The organism is Paenibacillus amylolyticus (assembly GCF_003719335.1).
GTDB classification, from domain to species: Bacteria; Bacillota; Bacilli; order Paenibacillales; family Paenibacillaceae; genus Paenibacillus; species Paenibacillus amylolyticus_D.
The window spans coordinates 24,533-48,040 of record NZ_RIAS01000023.1 but is presented as its reverse complement, the minus strand read 5'-3'; the positions used below and the strand labels follow the sequence as shown (position 1 = coordinate 48,040).

The following is a 23,508-nucleotide window of genomic DNA, read 5'->3' as shown; positions in this document are numbered from 1 at the left end:
CCTATCTTACAGGTGTTGCAGCAGACATCTGGAATCCGATGGATACCAGTTCTGCACAAGTACCAGGCAACATCATGAGTGCGCCTGGTGCCAGCAAATAATCTGCCTCCACCAACATTTCGCGATAGCTTTCAGGCAGCACGGATGACATATTACGCAACTTCTCCCCATGTTCGTCCTGCAGGTTCGTCTCTGGAGAGATTCCTTTCCAGCGTCTAGGCTCTGCAATCGGAGCTTCGAGCAGGCGATCACTTATAAATATATTCTCAACCAAAACATTACCATCCGGCACACTCATACCCATAATGCGCTTGGCAATAGGCTCCGGGTCTTCTCCAGTCGCAACTCCATCGGTCATATGACATACGAGTGGAGCCGGACAGTCCTGCATGTTGGGTATTTCTGCTTGCAAAATTTTCTCTGCTTGCAAAAATGCTTTTGCGGAGTCTGAGAAACGTCTAGGTGTCAAATCAGGCAACGAACCTACCGCCGCAATCTCATCGATTCCTTTAATTCCGTTTAATACGTCATATACATCATCACTGTAGGCCAAAATAGCAATTCGGTAACGTGGCGTCAGCCGATTTCCTTTGGTTGAACGAAATACCATTTGGCGAATCGCCAAAGATAAAGCATCATAAACGATGTCAATCCGGCGACGATTGTCCAGAACCATATTCATGGAGGCGCTAATATCAATTAAATAAATAATAAGGGCAGGTGTACGCTGTGATGCTTGAATTGTGTAGTTCATCTAGAGTGTGTCACCTCTATTATTCAATATAAATTTATAAATCTGGCAGTGAGTACTTGGAATTACTCAAAAGTTTGTTGATTGCACTCATCCGTGCGGCCACTTTTCCTACACCCTTAAAATACGAAGCGTCCGTATTATATAGGTTTTTGAAATCGCGAGCATACGAGAGAGCGCTCTCCGTTTTTCTTCCTATTTGTGCATTGTATGCTTTGTTATAGCTTGCAATCAGTGTCACGACGTTTTGAGCCCGTCTTTTCTTAAGAGCTTCTTTCTGCGCCAACTCTTGCTTACGCTTGGCTTCAGCAGCAGCCTTCTCTTTTGCAATTCTGGCGTCATTTTCTTTTTTCCACGCGATATAAGCTTCATACTTCGCTTGCTGGTCATATTTTGCTTGCAGTGCTTTACGTGCAGCTTCCTTTTTCTGTTGCTCCTGCTTCGCCAGATAAGCTTCATATTTAGCTTGTTTTTCGTATTTAGCCTGTAAGGCTTTGCGTTCTTCCTCTTGTTTCTTCTTTTCCTTTTCCTTTTGCTTAGCCTCAGCAAGCTTTTTCTTCGCATCAGCTTCCTGCTTTGCCGCTTCTACAGCTTTTTGCTTTTCTGCTTCTGCCTGTTTGAGCTTGGCGGCTTCGGCGGCTTCTGCCGCTTTTGCTTCGGCTAGACGAGCAGCTTCCTGCTGTTTAACCTCGGCCTGATCGGCAAGAATTTTAACTGTGGGTACGCCCCCAGCAAGCAGTACAATGAGCACTGCAGAGGAGATCATGAATTTTCTGGATCTGTAAAATGGAATCGCTACGGGCTCCGTGCTCTCCGCTTTCGAGTTGATTTTGGCATCCAGTTCCTTGATCGCAGCCTCTACTTCCAACTGCATCGCACTGTTATCCGGAATAAAGTGATACAGTGAACGATAAACCTCAAGCGCCGCCGCAGGTTTGTCTTCATCCTCCAGCGCTCTTGCTTGCAAAAACAGCCGGTTTACAACAGCCTCTTGGTCCGGAGATTGTTTTGAATTCGATGTGTTATCAGCTCCACCATCTTGCTTCACACTCGTTGATGTTTCAGCATCTTTTGGCGAAGCAACCACGTCCGTTTCTGAAGATCCTGTTACATCCTCTTGCGGCGCTTCCAGAGCAGCCAGAACGGCCTCAGCCTGCTGGGTGTCGACAGACGCAAGGGCAATGTACCATTCTCCAAACGTTGGACAACTGCTCAGATCATGACTTTCCCATGCGCGGATAAAGAGATCTGATAATTTGGAACCCCAGCGATTCTCAAGGGAACCACGCATCGCGAAATAACGCTCGCTCGTGGTCTGCATCTCGTGTTGATCAAAATAACTCTCTCCCCAAGCTTTCTCTACGATGGCGGGGTCAGACCAACATAACATCTCGGCGATAATCACAGCTCCGGCAAATCGATCTGCATAAGAACTCCACAAGCCGCTGTGTACCGTTCGGTGGGCCGCATAACCAGGCGAACCAGCAAGCAATGCATCTGGTCGATCCATCTTGGAGCCGTACATCTGCTCCACATCAACCAATTCAACTGCAGAAGTCAGGGCCGAGTTCTGCACTTCGGAAAAAAACGGAATCATTACATTGGGAGCCGACATATCACAATGTGCAAGTCCACGTTGCTCCATTGCAGAACCTGTGCCTGCAAGTGCTCTAGCCAGCTGCAGACTTTCCTCCGCTGTCAGTTGCTTTTGATCACTGATCACATCGAACCAGGTCAGACCCTGTACCCATGGCATCAGTACTGCATATAACAGATCGGGATGTTCTCCAATAAGCGCTCCGTTTCTTTCCGGAGTGAGCACTTCACGCTTGCATACCCGCAAGCCTGGCAGTTCACTATATGGCTCCATATGCTCGGACTGATAGACCATCGCCGGAATACGGAATTTTGGAAAAAACACTTTTAGTGCTTTGGCCCCATGAATGGTACCCGTGCGGGGAATCAATTGATAAACTATACCTTGCCTTCCCGCTTGGGCATAAGCAAGCCCCGGCGCAGCCGGATGCTGACCAATCGTATAGGCAATATCATTAATCACCACTTCATCGCCGGGATTCGGTTGAAAAGACATGCTCATCCCTCTCTCTGTTTTTTGTGTCATAGTTGCGGCAAAAACCGGGTGTAATCCACCCGGTTTTTGCCGTAATTGTGCAATCTTTAACTTGCTGCCCGCATATGGTCAGGACGATGCGAATTACCAAATCGTCTTGACCTATGTAAAAGCAGATTAACGAGATTGGTCTGCTGTGCGGAATTTAGTCGCGATTGCTGAAAGTTCAGCACTAATGCTATTCAACGTTTGAACGAAGGATTGCATTTGTTTGCTAGCTTCCTGGAACTCTTGGAAGAAACGTTGCTTCGTCATACCTTCCCATTGCCCTTCCATGCTTGTGATGGATTGAGTCAATGTTGATACGATTTGTTGACTTTGTTCTCCACTTTGTTTGAATTGGTTCGAAACCTGATCCAGTTGTTCTGGGGTAACTAAAATACGTCCTGCCATTGTTAAATTCCTCCTTGATGTGTGCAATTAAATTTGTTTGTTCAAATTGTACTATACAAGGATCATTCGGACAAAAGCCGAAGGACCTAATCCTATTTACCCCATTTTTAGCCTATGAAACTTCAACTAACAGACTATTTACAAATTATTTCACGTGCAGTTGTACTACATTTGTTAGACCGCTATGAAACTACAGGTTCAGTTCCTCTTCTTTCTCGAAAAGAGGGGTCTCTGAATCTCCATGCAACAGGCTCAGGCTGTGTAGCCTGAACAAGCGTGGCCGGAGAACCATCAGGTGGAGCACTATCCTGTATCCGATACACAGCCGCCATAGCGGAAAGCGGATCAGATACAACAGCTACATCAGCAGCATGCGCAGGCAAGATATCGCCACTGCGGCTACTCTGAAGAACATTCAGCATATTGACCGCATTGCCATAGGCCACATTGACATGACTCAGCACGGAACGATACTCCATGTCTGCTTGTTGGAATAACACTGCCTTGCGTCCAAGCTGTACACTTAAGTCCATCAAACGACGAAGGGCTTCCTCACCCAGCCGTTTACTACGATTCCATTCGCTCATCACCGCTGCACGGGACTCGATATCCCAATCCAGCGAATGTATCGCCTGATCCAACACTGTCATTTTTTGCTGTATTTGCTCCGCTGCATACTGAATCTGCCTGCTCAGTGCCCGAAGCACATCCGGTTCCACACGAATGCGCATTTACCATCACCTTTCCTCTTCCCCTGCAGGCTGTTTAAGCCAGTCCAGCAGCATTTCGTGAAACTGTTCTTTTGTTGTGAGCGCTGCAACGAGCCAGTCATCCGAAGCCGCCGTGCTCATTCGGAATAACCAGTTGGAGGCTGCACTCGCGGTAAATGCCGCCGATTGTGACTGCCAGCCCTCCTGTCCCCATACAAGTAATCTGAGCTCTCCGTCAGATTGCTTGCCTACCAGACAACGTGCTAATGCCAGGGAACCTTCAGGATCATTCGTTTCCTGTGAGAGCTCATCAGCCACGGTTTGTACCTCATAACCCTTCAACCCGTTCATGACATCATAAAACTTTTTCTTGGAACACATCAGTGCCGGTTTATCCACTGGAGAATGGCCGCTCCACTTCATCCGTTCAATCAGAACATCAATGGCTTCACGAACATTTCCCAGGTCGCTTAGACGGAACGAATCGGGGACATCCGTAGCGCGGGCTACTTCAACGACCCGTTCATCCGTGCAGTGTATATAACTTTCCTGCGACTTCCCGTCAATCGTATAGCGGAGCCAGCATGCTCTGTCGGATAATCCGGCAATGGCTACTCTGGAAAAAACGGTTGGTGTCATGATCAGCTCATTGCTATCTTGATCCTGAATCAAGTAGCCTTTGTCCAGCAAAGAGGTTTTGACACGCTCCCATTCCTTGGCAATATCTTCTGCCATATAACCTCGGAAAGGATCTTCCACGCCGAGCAATCGATCTGAACCGAGAATACCAGCTAGGAAAAATAGTTCCTTAATCTGCAACGTGACCACCTTTTGCTTAGAATCATGAACCGTCAACATTATGAGCCACCTCCCCTCAAACTACAACATGCCATCGGTCACGAATTTCTGAAATCCAATTATTCATTTTCCAGTTGTTATCGCATGGAACTGCACCTTTAACCCTGGAATATTTGCGTTTTATATAATAACCTTGACCTGGTGGCAGTACCTTCAGCCCACCTGCGGTACCCCCGGATTCCGAATAAGGTATACGGAAGAACGAGAGATCATTAGGGTCCAAAGTCCCGAACAGCAATCCACTTTGGGATGCTTTTACATCACTTACCCAATCTGAACCGAACGTTGGAAAGTCCGCCGGGACGCCTGAGAGAATAACATGAATGCCTCTGTCTCTACCCTGACGAACAATAACGCCGAGTTGATCTTTGATATTAAAATCGGTGAGCTGTTTGGATAAGGTGTCCGCGTCATCCACGACAAGCACGATTTCGGGTCCTCCGGTAATCTCACCACGTTTTAGAACTTCATCGTACAACTCCTGAATGACAGGCGCAAGCAATTCTTCCCTCGATACGTGTCCACGGACATGAGGCAAACTGCTGATTTCACCTAATCCACCTGACCCATACCTCATATCTACTGTGTATATTTGCACATCCTCAGGTGAAGCATGGTAGGCAAGTGATAACATCCACGTTTGCAAGAAAGTCGTTTTACCGCCTTCCATCGGACTGGTCACCATAAAGTGAGGCCCTTCACGCAAGTTAAGTTCAAACGGCTCCAAATCATCCGTGAGCAGACCCACAGGTACATTCACCGTTGAAGTTTCCCCTACTTTTCCGAAGGAACCTGTACGAACCAGCAGATCTTTAAGCTTGATTTCATCCGGTAATGGCGCAATTTGTGGCGTTTCCTCACCCGTCCAGCCTTGACGAATCTCCGTAATTGCCCTGCGCAAAGCGGCAGATCGTTCACCCTCGTCCGCTCCTGAAGATGGCAGCGCAGCCTGGAACATCAGCGGAGGGACTTGCCCCTTCACGAGACCTCGGCCAGGAGGAAGCTGGCTTGGCGCCTTGGAAGGCCGCCCCACAGCATAATAGTAATCACTTGGATCAGATAGCTCAAATGAAACAGCATTTTGTATGTTACTTCTGAATTTCTCAAAAATATCAGTGACCCGATTGGCGGTCAGCACAAAGGTAATACCTAAACTTCCTCCTTCTCGCAAAATGGTCTCCAGCGATTCATTTTCATCTGGGTAAGCATTACGGAAAGACATATATCCGTCAATAATGACAACAATCTGTGGAACTGTAGCATGAGCAGTACGACGATATGCCGAAATCGTTTTAACCCCTGCTTCCGAGATCATATCTTTGCGCTGCGCCGAGATTTTCAGAATATAACGGAACAAGCGCTTGATACGGTCTTCCTCTTCGGCCATCATCACTCCACCGATCTGCGGAAGTCCCGCAAAGTCTTTCATCATTCGGCCCATATCAATAATGTATCCGTTCCACGGCTCTGTACGTTCCGTACATGCAAGAGACATCAATAACGTCTGAACAAAAGTCGTTTTGCCGAGACCAGGCATGCCGTATACGACAAGATGACCCTGATCCATAGGCAAGGCCAGCGGCAGCTGACGCTGATTCGGAAGATCATCCAGCATACCAACCAAAGGTTTGAGACCATTAGCCCCATCAGCAAGCAGAGGCTCTCTTTTCTCCTTTTGCTTCCAGTCATGAAGACTATCCAGTTCTAGTATTTCTGGCAACGGAGGCAACCAAGGTCCAGGCAAACGCTCTATGCCGGCTTCTATAGCAGCTTTTGCCACATAATCAATAAACACTTGCAGCTGTTTCGGCACATCCTCTCCCTTGAGAACAGCTCTTCGCTCTCCGGTCAGCAGTGGTTCACGTTTGCCGTTGAGGCGAACTTCCATTACAGGCAGTACCGTTGTTGAATCCTCCTGCTGATTATAAGGTGCGCCGCTCCAGGCAAATTGCATTTCTTCAAAAACTTCGTCACTGCCGACCTGAAAATAACCTCGGCCAGGCTTCGTAATCCACGCAGCATTGGGGATTTTTATCATATCTCGACTATCTCCTTCGCTCTGAACACGAAGACAGATACGGAAACGAGAGTTACTCCAAATTTTATCATCCACAACTCCCGCAGGTTTTTGGGTTGCGAGAATTAAGTGAACACCAAGTGTCCGACCGATCGCCGCAATACTGATCAACTCATCCATAAATTCCGGCTGGTCACGTTTTAGTTGAGCAAACTCATCAATGATAATCACAAGATGCGGCAGTGGTTGTTCATGTCTGGAACGCAAAATTTTGTAGTACTCATCAATATGTTGCAGGTTGCCCGCATCATTTAAAATCTTCTGTCTTCTCACCAGTTCAGCGCGAAGAGAAACATTGGCACGTTCAATGAGATTGCCATCCAGATTCGTAATCGTACCTACAACATGTGGTAGATCGACAAAGGTGTTAGACATGCCTCCACCCTTATAGTCGATCAACATGAAAGCCAGATCATGCGGATGGAACTCGGCAGCCAGTGAAGCAACAATAGACTGAATAACCTCACTCTTACCCGAACCGGTTGTACCTGCAATCAAACCATGGGGACCATGCCCTTGCCGTTCAATTTTATCGTGCAGATTGATAGAAATTCTTTTACCACCAGCTCTTACCCCCATAGGTACAGGTAATGTATCTGGATATCTGGTTTGTCCCCAGCGGGAGACAACATCCAGATCCTCCACCCGTGAAGTGCTGAGCATATCGAATAGTGGCAACACTTGCGGTATCTCCGAAGCGGAGGAACGCTTCAGACGAATCGGTGACATATAACGGGATAACGCCTCTGCCGTCTCCTTGGAGATCACATCCGGTTTATATGTTTGCGAGATGACATCCGCATCTTCCGTCTTTTTGATATAAACTCCTTTGCCTTTGGAAGCCTCCATAATTAACTGACAGTGCATAGGAAGGGATTGTTTGCGGTTCGCCAGCACAATCGTGCATACATCGATCTCTTGCGCAGCCTCCAGCAACAATGGAAGTAAAGGTTCTTCTTCAATCAGTTGCGTATCCGACAGAACGACAACATAACAAGGAGTTTGCACGGCTTTTTTGTAACGGTCCTCCTTATTATTTCGGCGGCGGTTCAAAACGGAAAACAAGCTGTCCGCCAATTGATGCGCACTGCTGTGCCTGTCGGCCATATATCGCTGTCCCTGATCCTCATCCCAGATATGGGGCAACCAGCGGAGCCATTCCCACTCTCTGGTATCCTTTTCTTCATAAAAAGCAGCCAGTTTCAATTCATCTGGTGAGTGCCTTACCGTAAGCTGTGAGACGATAACCCGCAGCGAAGCCATGACTTCTTCCCTTTCACCCACAAGCCCCATCACCTTGGACTCAAAAAGAGGCAGCGTTATCGTGGCATCAGGCACGGTCTGGAATTCCGCAGCGAGTCCATGAGCGGCCTCAATTAACTCATCCTTCTCATATCCATCGATGCGCGGTACCTGAAGTTTGATACGAAACGGAATTTCACCTGTACCGATACGTACCTGTAAAAAATCGTCATCCTCTGGGGAACGTTCCCAGAGCGAGCTGTTTCGATTTTTTACAATTTGCAGACAGGTGGATGGGTCACCGTGTATTTCATGCAGGCTCTTCACTTGCTCCGCCTGTGCTTCCTTCAGTTCTTCACGATGTTTATCCAGCTGTGCAAGATACATCACTTTACGTTCCTCAATCTTTTTGCGATATGATTTTTTATTGCTGAGATATACAAAGAACGGGATGGTGTACGATGTAAGCATCATCATAACTGTCATCATTTGAAACATCATATAATTGCTGTTATTCATTTTGCCAGTCATATTAATGTAGACATAGAAACCGATGCTGACCATCGTCATCATCACGGGAACCACGATTGAAATCATGGAAAATGTAGGTTTGTTCGGCTCCGCAGGCGGCCTGAGAATTTCAAGGCTCTCTTCCTTCAAAACCGGTGTCATTCTCGGAGAACGCTGATATAACACATTCACGAAGAAAAGACCTCCTTTTAGTCGTTCAATTAATGAATGATACGCCGCAGAGCGTCATTCGTTGCTCTCCTGCTGAAATAACGAGCGTCTCCCGTAGATCGGGGCCTCTTCAGAAGTCGTTGAAAAAGCCCGCTGTACACGCACACAGCTTCCCTGACGCAGACCCGTCTCCATTAGTTGCTGGGCGTTCTGGGGGGTAAACCATAGTCCCTCAGGAAATTTAGCTTCCAAAATATACTGAATGCCATCTCCCGGTGCCTGTCCGAATATTCGTACACCGAGCAACGTCTTCAGGTGTTCAATGGTGCATTCATCCGGAACCTCAATGTCGAACCATTCGCCTTCCTCCCGGCCGGAATACACGGTTAGAATCATGTGAATCCCTCCCAAGGTCTCATATGTAAATTGTCCTAATGTCAGATTAAATCAAAAAATTGCGAGTGAAACGGTATTCCATCCTATTTTCTTATATAAAATCCTTGTTTGCAACGTATCCGCTGTAATTTTGTTACATATGACCCACGTTTATATTAAAATATCGTTCATTTGACTCAGAACTTTCGTGTCATAGTTACATAAAAAAATTGCAACGATGCGAAAACCTCGCCTGAATTACCATTTAATAGAAAAATAAAAGAATGAATTCGGGACTTTTATTCCTTCGTCCACAATTGAATTGTGAACACTTTTCAAACTTTATCCACCTTTATGTTTTCATAAGCTGATTTTAAGGTAATTTTAAGTATTGGTATTTAATATTACCTGTATGAAATAACTCTCGTGAGGTGATTTCAAGTGAGAACTCTAATAACATTTCAAAACAAATCAATCCCTGTATATTTTAATCAAGAAAACAAACAACCTGTGCAAAAAACATTAAGATTGCTTAGCAGTGCTCTTGAGCATAAGATCAGTAATGGTAAACGCGCTTTGCAAAAATGTCTGCACTCTTTGATTAGTATTGAAATTGTGGGCGGCGAAGCTATCCTTCACAGCCGCAGTGAAAACGACTCTCTTGCTCTATCCTTATATTGAAGAAGAGTCAGTGCACTATCATTGAAGAAGAATCTATTCTCCTTCGTTTATACGTTACCATGAAAAAGGAAGCTTCCCTATGAAGGACAAGCTTCCTTTTTGACATGGTTTTCGGCACATCCCCGCAAGGATGTTGAGACAAAACTCCAATTTCGGTCATCTTCTAATGCATTATTAGCGTCACTTCACTACTAGTAACACTTCTAGTATCATTACTAGAAACATTCCTTCCGCACCCTTTATTCCTTTTATTTCAGCTTTTCCAACACATAAGCCGCATCATGTTCTTCTGCACACTCAGCTTTTCGTATTCGAATGACAAACAATCTAACCAAATTTGCTCGTGTATGTTCTTCCTGACAGGTACTTATTTTCCTTAAAATAAAGCGGTCAATGGACATAAGCTCCAAGCCCCTTTGCCATGATATTTACGGAGCACTTTGGTCCGTGTATCCATAAATAACCAGATCAGAAGTTGCCCAAACAGCTTTTCCATTCAATTGAGAGCGGTATTTGCATCCGTTGTAAAATGATGCAAAAGCCCTTCCCAATACTGCTCAGACGGGCTTCATGCATCTCCTGTCGCTTCATCGCGAACCGACTCGTATACACCACGGACTGCCAATCTCTATTCATGCATATTCGACTTAGTTCACGCCCGGATACTCCCGAAATTGATGCTGTAGACTGATCCAGCGTGTACGTGTGAATTTATCAATCGCCCAGTCTCCGCCAAAACGACCTATGCCGGACGATTTCTCTCCGCCAAACATGACATGCGCTTCATCATTCACCGTTTGATCGTTCACATGTACCATACCCGATTCAATCTGCTCTGCCACTTGGTAGCCCCGCTCCAAGTTGCCCGTAAATACAGAGCCACTCAGACCATAAGGGGTATCATTAGCCAGCCTGATAGCATTCTGCTCATCTTTAGCTTTCATAATGATGGCTACTGGTCCGAACAGTTCCTGCTGTACAATTTCTTGTTCGGGTTTGACGTCTGCAAGCACCGTGGGCATAAGCACACTTTCCTGCTGTGTTCCTCCAAGCACTAATTGTGCACCTTCCTCTTTAGCCTGCTTTACGAGCTCTAGAAGCCGTTCCACTTCTTTCTTTCGGATCAGGGGGCCAACTAGTGTTTTCTCGTCAGCCGGGTCACCGGCATGTATGTTTTTCGTTTTATTAACAAAGGATTGAACAAACCGGTCGTAAATATCTTCGTGTACGATAATACGGTTTAGCGCCATGCAAATCTGACCCTGATGCAGGAACTTTCCGAACACTGCAGCCTGTGCCGCATGCTCAACATCCGCATCATCCAGAACGATCATGGCATTGTTGCCACCGAGTTCCAGTGCAGTTTCTTTGAGATGTTCACCGGCGAGTTTACCAATGCCCTTGCCCACTTCTGTAGAACCCGTAAATGAAATGACCTTGGGAATAGGATGTGTGACAAAATAATCCCCAATCTCGCTTCCGCTTCCGGCAACTACATTTAATACCCCCTCTGGCAGACCCGCTTGTTCAAACAGATCCGCAATCAGCCATCCTGCTGTAATCGGGGTATCCGAAGCGGGTTTAATCACCACACCGTTACCGAGTGCGATCGCGGGTGCGACGGAACGCAAACATAGATGTAGCGGAAAATTCCATGGTCCAATAACGCCGATAACCCCTTTGGGCTCACGGACTACCCGATTTTCTTTGCCCGGCGTATTGGACGGAAGCAGTTCGCCTTTCATTCGAAAAGAAAATGAAGCCGATTCATCCGCGATACGTCTCGCTGCGGCAAATTCTGCTTCAGCTTTGATGCGTGTGCTACCGGATTCCGTAATGAGTAGCTGTATAATCTCATCTTTTCGTTCTTCCATTAAAGAGGAGACTTTACGGAGTACCCCTTCCTTCATGGAAGGCAACGTTGCTTTCCATTCCACCGAACTTTTTTGCGCAGACTCATAAGCCTGATCTATATCTTCTTGACTGGAAGAACGCCAGGTTGCGATCACTTCACCCGTATACGGATTAATGTTCTCTATCGTTTTCTCGCCTGAGCCTTCCACCCATTTACCTGAAATGAACTGTTTAGTCCACGTTGCCGTTTTATGTTGGTTATCCACTAAAGTCATGATACATGCCTCCGATCTTCAGATTAGAATGTACATAAAAAACGATGTCCCATTCATTAACCTTGTTCGAAGTTAGGCAAACGGATAATGCAACCTGAAAGCGGATCGGGCTTTGTCACAACATGTTCAAAGCCACGTGGGCACTATGCCTCAAAAGAAGCTAGATCAGACCAGCCATACGCGATTTCCACCAAATCTTTGTCCCCGATACGAATCGACTGTGTATGAACAGGTATGCCGCCCATTTTTTCATAAAAGCTACACGCCGGGTTTCGCTCCAAAGCCCAAATAATCATATTACCAATCTGGCATGTCTGGAGATGCTGAACCACCCGCTCCACAAGTTGTCTGCCTATTCCAGACTGCTGATGAGACTGGAGCAGATAAATGGCGTACAGTTCGCCATCATAGGTTAATTGACCTTCGCGTTCCTTACCTCCACAGGCAAAACCGACAATTTTCCCCTCTTCATCCTCAGCGACGATCAAAATCTGATCATTTTCGTCAGAGCGTAACTGCTGTTCCCACTGAGCTAATCGGGATTCTGCAGTCAAAAAATCCAAAACATGATCTGGCACAATTCCTCGGTATGTCGTTTTCCAGCTCTCTGTATGTACGTATGCGATCCCCCACGCATCCCCTTCACGTGCTAGTCTAATTCGCATAGATTTCTCCCCCCTTCTCTCTTAAAATGAATTCTTCCACACTCAATGGACTATGAACATTCACCACGTTTACTATATCTATCACGTTTATCATATCCATCACGTTTACTAAAATAGAAGTAGAATCCGGCCTATGGCCGGATCGTAACTCGGGTTCCCACGGATACCTTCGAGGACAAATCCAGCACGTCTGAATTGTACATCCGAATGCAACCATGTGATACGGACTTGCCAATCGACGAAGGTTCATTCGTTCCATGAATACCATAATGTGGCTTAGAAAGACCCATCCAGAGCACACCAAAGGGCCCTCCAGGATTCTCTTGTTTGTTGACAATGGTGAACTCTCCGTTTGGAGTACTGGTAAGCATTTTACCTGTGGCTACCGGATAACCTTTCACGACTTGATCTCCATCCAGCAGATATAACATATGGTCGGACAAGTCCACGATGATTCTGTAACTCGGCATCACGACATCCCTCCTGCCTTATCCTATGCAAGACAACTACGGATGCCCCGCCTCATATCAGTCCTGTTCCCAATCTTTGGCCCGATGGGCATGCTTGGCCTTGCGCGTTTTTACCGGTTTGCTTGAAGCTGTCCGTTTGCGTGAAGCCATCTCCTCCTTGCGCCGCTGATACTGCATTTCTTTCTGCATCTTGAGAAAGTTATACAGCCTCTTCTCATCCAGTTCACCGTTTTCAACGGCCTCTTTAACTGCACAGCCCTCTTCCTTCGTATGACTGCAATCCATAAATCTGCACGCACCAGACAACTCATCAATCTCTCCAAATGCCTGTGAAAGGCCTTCTTCTCCTTCGTCCCAGAGATGGAGTTCACGCATGCCTGGCGTATCGATCAAGACAGCTCCCTGTGGTAATACAAACATCTCCCGGTGTGTCGTTGTATGTCTGCCTCGGCTGTCCCCTTCACGCACCGATTGCGTAATCTGAACATCTTTGCCCATCATCCAGTTAACGAGTGTGGACTTGCCACTTCCGGAGGAGCCTGTGAGCGCTACAGTTGCTCCTGGTTTCAGATAGGTTTCCAGCATTTCCTTCCCTTGTCCTTCTATTGCCGAGATCGCCAGTACCTCCACGCCTGGTGCAATACCCTCCACCTCACGGATTCGTTCCTGCACTTCATCACACAGATCACTTTTACTCAGGACGATAACCGGTCTAACTCCCCCGTTCCAAGCCATTAACACATATCTTTCAAGTCTTCTGAGGTTAAAATCATGATTAAGGGCCGCAACGATCAGAAGGGTGTCTACGTTTGCTGCAATCAGTTGTTCTTTCGTTACCGGGCCAGCGGCTTGCCTGGATACACGACTCTGACGTGGCAAAACATGATGAATAATCGCTTCCTCACCCTGTTCTCCTGCCACAGCTACCCAATCGCCAACAGCTGGTGCAAGTCCTGTCTCCAAGTTATCATGACGAAGTTTTCCTGACATTTTGCCCCAACATTCTCCGCCCGCTGTGATCAGACGCTGCATTTGTCCATGATCCGCAATAATTCGGGCAGGTCGTCTGCATTCCAAGACCAGCTGTTCCTCAGACCATCGTTTCTCCCATGCCGCAGACCAGCCATAATTTTCAATACCATTCTTTTCAATACGTTGATTTAAAATAAAAATTCCTCCCAGATTGTTTATGTTTCAGTTTAAGTGTGTTTAAATTCAATTTTTTTCACGACACCATCCTGCATCTCCGATTACAGATCCAAACAAAAAAACCACGAGGTTGTTCACACCCGCGGCAAATCATAGTTATCTGAATAAGGTTGTCCCCACAGCATATGGAATAACGGTTAGCCTATACCCACTCCGTTATTCTAGCCCTGGAACTCCCCCCTATCAGCACACAAAAAAGCCACGGGTACGTGCCCCGTGACTTTGTCTGAAGGTCTTATCATCGCTCGCCAAAGTTGGATATTTCTATCCAGCTATAGCAAAATCGATGTACCTTGATCCGTTCCGGAGACGCTGTTCCTATTCAACTCCACGTATACTGCCGTTAGATTTGTCATGAACATCGCCTCCCTTGTAGAATATGCCATCATGTTACACAGTCTGTTGTGCGTTTGTCAAGCCCTTTATTTTTTATTGCTATTCTCTCTTTATTTCACCTGATCCCATCTCGTCCACATTTCTCGCGGATTTAATTCATACACTCCGTCTTCGCGGTACATGAACTGATGCATGATAAATTCCCGGCGAAGGGTAGCAAAATCCTCATGATATTCCTGAATAAACGTGTTGATTTCTTTTTCGCTGTACTTGCGTCCAAACTCTAATTGCTCCACCAGATATTCAAGCACGACCAGCTTTTTCTTGTACTGTGCAGGAATTTGACGAAGCCGGCCATCCTTGGAAAAAAAGTTCCTCATGATGGACGCTTTCAGGGTTTCGTTCACATCTGTCATATCAGACTGCTCCTTTCTTTTGAAAATAAAATCAACTGAAGCCTGAGCATGTTCGCGAATAAACGCAGGGTTCAGTGTAAAATAAACCGTATTTTTCTCCCGCCGCTCTTGAATAAGCGCAGCTTCTCTCAGCTTGGCAGCATGATGAGTCACCGTCGGCTGAGACAAGTTAAGGCGCTCCGCGAGCGCTTGTCCATGCAGTTCTCCTTCGGAAAGAAGCAGGAGCATCCGCAGCCGTGTAGGATCAGCCAAGGCTTTGTGATAGGCCACAATTTTCTCAAGCTGCATCAATGTACACCTCACATTTAATTAGATAAGTATCTAATTTGATACTAATCTTTATTCATCTGGAAGTCAATTCAATTTATTATTTGATTTTTTATCACATTGTGACGCCTGGCAGAACTGGCATTGAAGTGTTATTTACGGTAGGATTATATTGCTTGTAATGAAGGAGGATTAAGAACATGGAAGATGTCATTATTATTGGCGGAGGCCCATGCGGTCTGTCCGCTGCCATTGAATGTGAGCGGGTAGGATTGTCCGCTGTCATTATTGAGAAACACAATATCGTACAATCCATCTATCTCTACCCGACTCACATGCAATTTTTTAGTACAGCCGAGTTGCTGGAGATCGGGAACGTGCCATTCAGTTCGGCCAATGACAAGCCGTTTCGTTATGAAGCACTTGCCTATTATCGCAAAGTAGCCGAACATTTCGGCCTGCGTATTCATAATTATGAGGAAGCCCGTAAGATCCAGCGTAAAGAAGACGGCACCTTCGAGGTACATACGGTTAATCGGCGTGGAGAAACCATCGTACATCAAGGGCGACATGTCGTCGTAGCTACCGGCTATTTCGATCACCCGAATTACCTCGGCATCCCTGGTGAAGACAAGGATAAAGTCACCCATTACTTCCGTGAAGCGCACCCATATACCAATACACGCGTGGCCATCGTTGGTGGAAGTAACTCAGCGGTTGACGCCGCCATGGAGCTTGTCCGGGTTGGCGCTCATATTGATATGGTATACCGCGGTACAGGTCTGTCCGAGCATATCAAGCCTTGGGTTCGCCCGTTATTCGAAAGTATGGTGCAGAAAAACCGCATTACGCTTCATCTCGGTTCACGTGTTAATGAAATCCTGGATGATTCCATTCGAATTGTGCACACAGATGGTTCGGAGAGCGAACTTGAGAATGACTTCGTGCTCGCCATGACCGGGTTCAGGCCTGATCGCCAATTGCTTGCCTCCATTGGAGCAGAGATGTCTGAGGATATGGATAAGCCATTATACGATCCCCAAACGATGGAAAGCAGTGTACCAGGCGTTTATGTGGGGGGTGTTATCGCTTCAGGGCGCAATGCCAATGAAGTATTCATCGAATCAGGCCGCTGGCATGGACGCTACATTGCTGAACATATTATTAGCAAAACAGAACATCGTGGCGGCAGTAATCATGCTCAATCTGAGGAGCAATGAAATCCATGGATATGACCTCCCTTCTGTTGCTTGTGTTCGCAGCGCTTGGCATCATTAGCAGTAACACACCTGTAACTGTAGCGATGGTATTCCTGTTACTGCTTCGTGTATTGAACGTCAATCAAGCCTTTCCCTGGCTTGAAAAATACGGACTCACACTGGGTATTATCATTCTGACGATTGGTGTCATGGCTCCTCTTGCCAGTGGTAAAATGAGCCTGCAGACCATCGGTGAATCATTTCTGCATTGGAAGTCACTGCTCGCCATCGGCGTTGGTTTGCTTGTGGCTTATCTGGGTGGTCGCGGCGCATCGCTGATGAGCACACAGCCAACAGTTGTGGCAGGCCTCTTGATCGGTACAGTTCTAGGCGTTGCCTTGTTCAAAGGTGTACCCGTCGGGCCATTGATTGCAGCAGGCATCCTGTCCCTGCTTTTAGGCAAATCCTGAAGCGTACGGAATGATACAGTTCGGTAAGCATGTATGCTTTTGCAAACTGGCTGTATTTCCCACCGCTCTGTGCTATACTTCTATTCATGCAAACAGATACTTCATCTGCAACAGGGAATGGGCAGCCTTCTCGCCTTGTCAGATGAACTCATTTAGCACTTCACGACGTTTATCGTCCTCAGGAGGATTCAGGAACCATGTCACGTCCCTTTGTTACCGAAGCCGTGATGGTGGCTATTTACGGTCAATTGCTTGCGCCGCCGGCGCCTGTGGAATATATCGTTCCTTACACCACCATCCTTGAACTATATGAATTTCAGAGCAGTGCTGACCCCATGATGGATAATCCCACAGATGACCAGCACGTCAAATCCAAAATCAACGAATTGATCTCCTATTTCGAGGAGCCCTTAAATAAGAAAAAGATTGAGCGCGCCCTAGCGGTTCCCTGGGCAAAAAGCCCTGCCATTCTGTTTGGTAATCAAGCTTCCATTACCATCGTTAACTCGATGGACACCGCCCAATATGGCGAATATTTTGATCCGATTGAGACAGAACTGATTCTCACATCTCAGCGTCTGGGCGTTCCAATCCTGACCGATCAAGTGGAGTTAATTGCCCGCATCATTGAGTCCGAGTCACCTGTGCAGGTGTTTGATATCGATGATTTCGATTTTGCAATGGATGATGCGCCACTGGATCAGGTATAATCCAAAGAACACAAAAAAATGCAAAAGACCTCAACTTCCACTGTATAGTGGCAGTCGAGGTCTTTTTTTGAGTTCATACACTACAGTTTCATCTTCAAATTCACTCTGCACATACTAAAGATCCACAATGTACACACTGAAGTTTATCCTGTTACCTTAAACGTTCGTGCTGCCTGCACATATTACTTTAAGCCAGACTGTTCCAGTAGCGTTTGGCTGATGCTGTTCATCGAAGGCAGTGCATTCGGATCAAAAAACTTCAATCCCGCATCGCTGTTTACCCGCGCTTCCACAAGATGATCATGAATAATTAGGGCCTTAAACAAAGCAATGACATAGTATTCCTCATCGCCGTTCGCATGCACTTGCCTCAACTCGGGGCCGGAGTATAACGCTTCAAAAATTACAGATTCCGTAGTCCACCCTGTCTCTTCCCAAAGTTCACGATGCGCCGCCTCTTCAATAGACTCACCAGGGCGCATCTCTCCGACAGGCAATCGCCAATGCCCCTGTTCCGCATGCTGGATGAGCAGCAGCTCACCTTGTTCATTCGCAGCCATAATGGCCGCTTTGACTACAATATTTGCACGTTTGGCAATATATTGCCCAATATCCCGCGCCGGCAGATCCACTCCTCATCCCTCCTTTTCAAAAAGACGGTGCTCCCCTTTCAGTTATTAGCTAGTGTTTACTGCACTTCAGTATACCGATATTCAATATCCCGGCCATCCTCTACAACATCTACATGCAACTGATGCCCTTTCAGATACCAGTAATCGTGATCTTCCATAAAAAATTGAATGCCGGAAACTTCCGTTTGATCCGCAGGATGTCTCGGTTTTTCAACGGCAATTCCCAAAGAAAATCCCGGATGAAGACCACCGCCAGAGCTGTAACGGGCAAAAAAGCGGATGCTGTCTCCTTCGTTCAAATTCAATTCTTCTTTGTACCAGCGAGCAGCTTGGTCGGATACGTGTATGGTACTCATGTGATGTCAGCTCCTTTTGTATATATATGTTACATCATATCGCTAGAGCGGCTTGAACACAAACCCTGTAAATCATATATAGGCATACGAGCTTGTGAAAAATGTTTGACAGATTGTAAAAACGGGTGGTAAGATGCAAACATACGAGGTCTACATTGCATTTATTTCCATTAACAAGAAAGGGTGATTACGGTGTTTAACACACATAAGTTGGTTCACATTCACACACAATTAAATACCGGAGTATCCCCGAAATCACTTTTCCGTTCATAAGACAGCACTTCAGGTGTCTCTTTTTATCAGATCCCTGTCAAGCTCGCTCACAATACCTTATGTACGGCGGCGGCTCTGCTCTCGGAGTCATGCTGCCGTATGAAGATAAAAGACATACCGCCTGCGTGCGGTGTGTCTTTTTTTGTGGGTTTTTTATTGAATCGAACTGCGCTTGAATGGACCTTAAGAAGCTTTAATGTCATTTTGAACGAAACTTTGCACTTCTTGGACAACGAAAGGAAGGGATAACACTTGTTCTCCGTACTTAAAAACCTGGCCTGGTTCTTCAGGCTGGAACGCAAAAGATACCTGATTGGTGTCATTTTGCTCATCCTTGTGGGCATTGCTGAGTTGCTGCCTCCGCGCCTTCTGGGGAACGCCATCGACGAGATCGTACGCGGCTCCATCACAAGCGCCTCATTAACGTTTTACATTGCACTTATTCTTGGGACGGTCATTATTATCTATCTGATTACGTACATATGGATGCACAAATTATTCGGCGGAGCCAATCTCGTAGAACGATTACTACGCTCTCGCTTCATGGATCATTTGTTGCGCATGACACCACCCTTTTTCGAAAAAAACAGGACCGGGGATCTGATGGCTCGCGCCACCAACGATCTTCGTTCGATTGCCACAACCGCAGGTTTCGGTATGCTCACGTTAACAGACTCCACAGCATTTCTCTTAACTGTACTGTTCGCCATGGGTTTCCTCGTTAGCTGGAAGCTGACCTTGGCTGCAATTCTGCCCCTGCCTTTTATCGCCATCGCGATGATGATCTATGGTAAAGCAGTGCATCAACGTTATACGTTGGCACAGGACGCCTTTGGTGATATGAACGATCAGGTGTTAGAGTCCATTGCAGGTATCCGTGTTGTACGCGCGTACGTTCAGGAACGTCTGGACGAGAAACGATTTGCTGATGTCACGGAAGATGTATACCGCAAAAATCTGGCTGTTGCCCGGATGGATGCTTTATTTGAACCAACCATTCGACTATTCGTAGGTCTAAGTTATGTCATTGCACTGGCCTACGGTATTTATCTTGTATTCCACAATGAAATCACCCTGGGAGACCTCGTATCGTTCAACATGTACCTAGGGATGATGATCTGGCCGATGTTTGCCATCGGTGAATTAATTAACCTCATGCAACGGGGGAGCGCTTCTCTGGATCGGGTGAACGAAACGTTATCCGTTCAGCCTGCTGTTCAGGACAAAGAACATCCTGTTCATATTACGCAACCGGATGAGATTGTTATGGAAGACGTGACTTTCCGGTATCCGACCTCTACCGTCGACAATCTCAGTCATATCAATGTCACCCTTCAGCGCGGGCAGACACTTGGCGTGGTAGGACGCACGGGAAGTGGAAAATCCACTCTGCTAAAACAGTTACTTCACGAATACCCTGCTGGATCAGGTACTCTCAGTATTTCAGGACATTCCATCGAGGATATTGCGAAGGATGACCTGCACAGCTGGATTGGATACGTGCCACAGGAACAAGTTTTGTTCTCCAAATCGGTTCGTCAGAACATTCAATTCGGTAAACCCGACGCGTCTGATGATGTCATTATGGAAGCGATTCGTACTGCCGCCTTTGACGGCGACCTCGGAACCTTGTCTGATGGTCTGGATACACTCGTTGGTGAAAAAGGCATCGCCTTGTCTGGTGGACAAAAACAACGGGTATCTCTCGCTCGGGCTTTTATCGCAGATCCGGATATTCTCATTCTTGACGATGCCCTGTCTGCTGTTGACGCTCGCACAGAAGCTAAAATCATTGAAAACATTCGCAGCAAACGTGCTGGCAAAACAACACTGATCTCGACACACCGCCTGTCCGCTATCGAACACGCAGATCGGATCATCGTGCTGGAGCACGGTAAAATTACGGAAGAAGGCACTCACCAGGAACTACTCGCCAAGAATGGCTGGTACCGTGAACAATATGAACGGCAACAGGTCGAGTCCAATCTGTCCACGTAGGAGGTCAATACTTTGAAGTCCAATACAGGTAAAAGGCTGCTGGACTATGCCTTGAAAGCCAAAGGTACATTCATCGCTGCCTTAATCATGCTGACGATTGGTGTTGCGGCTGAACTCGCCGGACCCTTTATCGCCAAATCCATGATTGATAATCACTTGCTCGCCATCGAGCAGCCATTCTATGAAACGGCCGCTTCACCAGAAGCTGCAATTTATCAAGGAAAAAGCTATAAACGTGAAGGTTTGTTTACACCGGGCGAAACCAAAGGAGCCGAGATACGCGTTCTGCAAGCTGGCAAAAGCTTTTACTTTGTCAGTGAACCGGTCAGTGCTCCCGATGGCGATCGTTCATACGCGAACGGAACTTTAACGGTGACTCGCGCGGGTGAAATTACTGGGCAATACGCGGCGGTGCCGCTATCTGCCGGTGAACTTTTTGCCTTTTACAAACCCGAGATGCCCAGCATCTATCAATTGATTGTGTATTATCTGATCTTTCTTGTGATCTCCGTTATTATGGAGTTCGGTAAAACCTTCTGGCTGCAATCCTCTGCCAACAAGGTCATTCAGCGGCTTCGCAACGATGTGTATGCACACATTCAGCGGCTGCCGGTAAACTTTTTTGATAACCTGCCCGCTGGAAAGGTTGTCTCCCGGGTCACCAACGATACAGAGGCCGTCAAAGATCTGTTCGTGGCGGTTCTGTCCAACTTTTTCTCAGGCATCATTACGATTACGGGAGTTTATGTTGCTCTCTTCTTGCTCGATGTACGTCTGGGTCTGATTTCATTGTTCGTTGTACCGATGCTCATTGCGTGGATTGTGCTCTATCGCAAGTTTGCTACCCGTTATAATACGATTATTCGCTCGCGGCTAAGTGAGATTAATGCCATCATCAATGAGTCCATTCAGGGCATGTCCATCATTCGTGTGTTCCGCCGCCAGAAGCAAACCCGGCAGGAATTCGAAGAGCTAAATGAAGACTATATGAAACATCAGAACAAAATGCTGAATCTGAATGCCTTTACCTCTCATAACCTGGTAAATGTACTGCGGAATATTGCCTTTGCCGTAGTTCTGTGGTACTTCGGAGCAGGTGCAATCACAGGCACAAGCATTATTTCACTCGGTGTATTGTATGCTTTTGTCGATGTTCTCGGTCGGTTGTTCCAGCCGATCATCGGTATGGTCAACCAGCTTGCGAACCTGGACTCTTCCCTTGTCTCCGCCGGCCGTGTATTTGAGCTGATGGATGAAAAAGGAGAACCGGTTACAGACGGATCGATGCCGAGATACAAAGGTAATGTCGTCTTCGACGATGTGTCGTTCGCCTATAAAAAGGATTATGTGCTGAATAACATTTCGTTCAAAGCTTCGCAAGGTCAGACCGTGGCACTCGTAGGTCACACCGGTTCTGGTAAAAGTTCGATCATCAATCTACTGTTCCGGTTCTATGATCCGCAAAAAGGCAAAATCACGATTGACGGACAGAACGTTAAGGAATTGCCTAAGCAGTGGATTCGTGAACATATGGGGATCGTACTGCAAGACCCATATCTCTTCACAGGCACGATTGCTTCCAATGTCAGTCTCGGTGATGAAAAAATTTCCCGGACACGCATTGAGCAGGCACTGCGTGATGTAGGTGCAGAGCGTATTCTGGCCCATCTGCCACAAGGTTTTGACGAGCCGGTGGTTGAGAAAGGCAGCACACTGTCTGCCGGACAGCGGCAGTTGATTTCTTTTGCACGCGCACTCGCCTTTGATCCCGCAATCCTGATTCTGGACGAAGCCACTGCCAACATTGATACGGAAACGGAAGCTTTAATCCAGAGCGCGCTGGAAGTCCTCAAAAAAGGACGTACTACTTTCATCATCGCCCACCGTCTGTCAACGATTCGCTCCGCAGATCAGATCCTCGTTCTGCATCGTGGAAAAATTGTAGAGCAAGGGGCGCATGATGAGCTGATGGAGCGGAAAGGACGCTATTATCAGATGTATCAGTTGCAGCAAGGGGCTCAAGGAGAAGCCATCGCTGATGGTTCGACTCGTTCAGCCGATACCTTAAGTACAGCTTCGGCGTCACTCGCTGGAGGACATGTTTAAGCTTCTTACCTTGCATATCACGGAACAGATTATGTTCGTTAGCAAAGACATACAACACGTCTTACAGCAACACATAAAACCCGTTCTGTACAGCAGCCTTCCGGTTACTGTCAGCGCGGGTTTTATTATTTATTAATTATAGGTTGGTTCTTCACCTTCAAGTTTGCCGCTTAAGTCCAACCCCTCAGTGTATATCCCATATACATGATTATTTCTCGGACAACTGGAGCCACCTGTAAAAATGAGGTTACGTACCGTGCCTACCTTATATAACCTTATCGCTTGTTCAATTCGTTCACGAAATACCGGCGAAGGGATTTGTCCTTGCACCGCTGCACCCAACACAATCGCTGCATCAGATGCTCTTGGTGAA

The 23,508-nt window shown here is 46.7% G+C and carries 20 protein-coding genes and 1 pseudogene; 6 read left to right on the top strand and 15 right to left on the bottom strand.

Features of this window, described 5'->3' with window-relative positions; all coding sequences use genetic code 11:
- Window position 1: 1 nt before the first annotated feature.
- From EC604_RS27115 to EC604_RS27085, 7 genes are all read right to left on the bottom strand, one after another.
- On the bottom strand, window positions 2-754 hold the full coding sequence (locus EC604_RS27115) for a vWA domain-containing protein (protein ID WP_123067117.1): 753 nt from the start codon (window positions 752-754) through the stop codon (window positions 2-4).
- A gap of 34 nt (window positions 755-788) precedes the next feature.
- Window positions 789-2,843, bottom strand: coding sequence for a hypothetical protein (locus tag EC604_RS27110; protein ID WP_123067116.1), 2,055 nt, complete (start codon window positions 2,841-2,843; stop codon window positions 789-791).
- A 156-nt stretch (window positions 2,844-2,999) separates the two neighbouring features.
- Window positions 3,000-3,275: a WXG100 family type VII secretion target gene (locus EC604_RS27105; protein WP_123067115.1), complete on the bottom strand. Its 276-nt coding sequence runs from the start codon at window positions 3,273-3,275 to the stop codon at window positions 3,000-3,002.
- Between the two features lie 182 nt (window positions 3,276-3,457).
- Window positions 3,458-4,006 (bottom strand): WXG100 family type VII secretion target, encoded by a 549-nt coding sequence (locus tag EC604_RS27100; protein ID WP_123067114.1) that lies wholly within the window; start codon window positions 4,004-4,006, stop codon window positions 3,458-3,460.
- 6 nt (window positions 4,007-4,012) lie between these two features.
- Window positions 4,013-4,843 (bottom strand): hypothetical protein, encoded by an 831-nt coding sequence (locus EC604_RS27095; RefSeq protein ID WP_123067113.1) that lies wholly within the window; start codon window positions 4,841-4,843, stop codon window positions 4,013-4,015.
- A 16-nt stretch (window positions 4,844-4,859) separates the two neighbouring features.
- Window positions 4,860-8,864, bottom strand: a complete 4,005-nt coding sequence (gene essC, locus EC604_RS27090) for a type VII secretion protein EssC (RefSeq protein ID WP_123067112.1) — start codon at window positions 8,862-8,864, stop codon at window positions 4,860-4,862.
- A gap of 54 nt (window positions 8,865-8,918) precedes the next feature.
- Complete coding sequence (locus tag EC604_RS27085) at window positions 8,919-9,239, bottom strand: hypothetical protein (protein WP_090921061.1); 321 nt, start codon at window positions 9,237-9,239, stop codon at window positions 8,919-8,921.
- 420 nt (window positions 9,240-9,659) lie between these two features.
- Here EC604_RS27085 and EC604_RS27080 point away from each other — a divergent pair, with 420 nt between their 5' ends.
- Window positions 9,660-9,899 (top strand): hypothetical protein, encoded by a 240-nt coding sequence (locus EC604_RS27080; protein ID WP_110892980.1) that lies wholly within the window; start codon window positions 9,660-9,662, stop codon window positions 9,897-9,899.
- Between the two features lie 647 nt (window positions 9,900-10,546).
- Here EC604_RS27080 and EC604_RS27075 read toward each other — a convergent pair.
- The 5 genes from EC604_RS27075 to EC604_RS27055 all read right to left on the bottom strand — a co-directional run bounded on the left by EC604_RS27075 (window position 10,547) and on the right by EC604_RS27055 (window position 15,412).
- Window positions 10,547-12,028 carry an aldehyde dehydrogenase family protein gene (locus tag EC604_RS27075; RefSeq protein ID WP_123067111.1) on the bottom strand — a complete coding sequence of 494 codons (1,482 nt, stop codon included), beginning with the start codon at window positions 12,026-12,028 and terminating at the stop codon, window positions 10,547-10,549.
- A gap of 143 nt (window positions 12,029-12,171) precedes the next feature.
- A complete protein-coding gene (locus EC604_RS27070; protein WP_123067110.1) occupies window positions 12,172-12,693 on the bottom strand; it encodes a GNAT family N-acetyltransferase in 522 nt (173 codons plus the stop codon).
- A gap of 131 nt (window positions 12,694-12,824) precedes the next feature.
- On the bottom strand, window positions 12,825-13,163 hold the full coding sequence (locus EC604_RS27065; protein ID WP_123067109.1) for a L,D-transpeptidase: 339 nt from the start codon (window positions 13,161-13,163) through the stop codon (window positions 12,825-12,827).
- Window positions 13,164-13,220: 57 nt separating this feature from the next.
- Window positions 13,221-14,240, bottom strand: coding sequence for a ribosome small subunit-dependent GTPase A (gene rsgA / locus EC604_RS27060; protein WP_240037246.1), 1,020 nt, complete (start codon window positions 14,238-14,240; stop codon window positions 13,221-13,223).
- A 578-nt stretch (window positions 14,241-14,818) separates the two neighbouring features.
- The gene (locus tag EC604_RS27055) at window positions 14,819-15,412 is read right to left on the bottom strand and encodes a metalloregulator ArsR/SmtB family transcription factor (protein ID WP_123067108.1); all 594 of its coding nucleotides are present in this window, start codon (window positions 15,410-15,412) and stop codon (window positions 14,819-14,821) included.
- 179 nt (window positions 15,413-15,591) lie between these two features.
- On the opposite strand from EC604_RS27055, the gene EC604_RS27050 reads away from it, so the two are divergent.
- The 3 genes from EC604_RS27050 (at window position 15,592) to EC604_RS27040 (ending at window position 17,770) form a co-directional block, all read left to right on the top strand.
- Window positions 15,592-16,611 carry a YpdA family putative bacillithiol disulfide reductase gene (locus tag EC604_RS27050; RefSeq protein ID WP_123067107.1) on the top strand — a complete coding sequence of 340 codons (1,020 nt, stop codon included), beginning with the start codon at window positions 15,592-15,594 and terminating at the stop codon, window positions 16,609-16,611.
- 5 nt (window positions 16,612-16,616) lie between these two features.
- On the top strand, window positions 16,617-17,060 hold the full coding sequence (locus tag EC604_RS27045) for a DUF441 domain-containing protein (RefSeq protein WP_090921075.1): 444 nt from the start codon (window positions 16,617-16,619) through the stop codon (window positions 17,058-17,060).
- A gap of 197 nt (window positions 17,061-17,257) precedes the next feature.
- Window positions 17,258-17,770 carry an ADP-heptose synthase gene (locus tag EC604_RS27040; protein WP_123067106.1) on the top strand — a complete coding sequence of 171 codons (513 nt, stop codon included), beginning with the start codon at window positions 17,258-17,260 and terminating at the stop codon, window positions 17,768-17,770.
- Between the two features lie 182 nt (window positions 17,771-17,952).
- Here the strand turns inward: EC604_RS27040 and EC604_RS27035 are convergent, their stop codons facing one another.
- Complete coding sequence (locus EC604_RS27035) at window positions 17,953-18,402, bottom strand: NUDIX domain-containing protein (RefSeq protein ID WP_123067105.1); 450 nt, start codon at window positions 18,400-18,402, stop codon at window positions 17,953-17,955.
- 56 nt (window positions 18,403-18,458) lie between these two features.
- On the bottom strand, window positions 18,459-18,758 hold the full coding sequence (locus EC604_RS27030) for a HesB/YadR/YfhF family protein (protein ID WP_123067104.1): 300 nt from the start codon (window positions 18,756-18,758) through the stop codon (window positions 18,459-18,461).
- A 525-nt stretch (window positions 18,759-19,283) separates the two neighbouring features.
- On the opposite strand from EC604_RS27030, the gene EC604_RS27025 reads away from it, so the two are divergent.
- Window positions 19,284-21,029, top strand: a complete 1,746-nt coding sequence (locus EC604_RS27025) for an ABC transporter ATP-binding protein (protein ID WP_123067103.1) — start codon at window positions 19,284-19,286, stop codon at window positions 21,027-21,029.
- Window positions 21,030-21,041: 12 nt separating this feature from the next.
- Window positions 21,042-23,135, top strand: coding sequence for an ABC transporter ATP-binding protein (locus tag EC604_RS27020; protein ID WP_123067102.1), 2,094 nt, complete (start codon window positions 21,042-21,044; stop codon window positions 23,133-23,135).
- A gap of 225 nt (window positions 23,136-23,360) precedes the next feature.
- On the opposite strand, the pseudogene EC604_RS31125 reads toward EC604_RS27020, so the two are convergent.
- A pseudogene (locus EC604_RS31125) lies at window positions 23,361-23,495 on the bottom strand (ElyC/SanA/YdcF family protein); the annotation flags it as partial.
- Window positions 23,496-23,508: the final 13 nt, after the last annotated feature.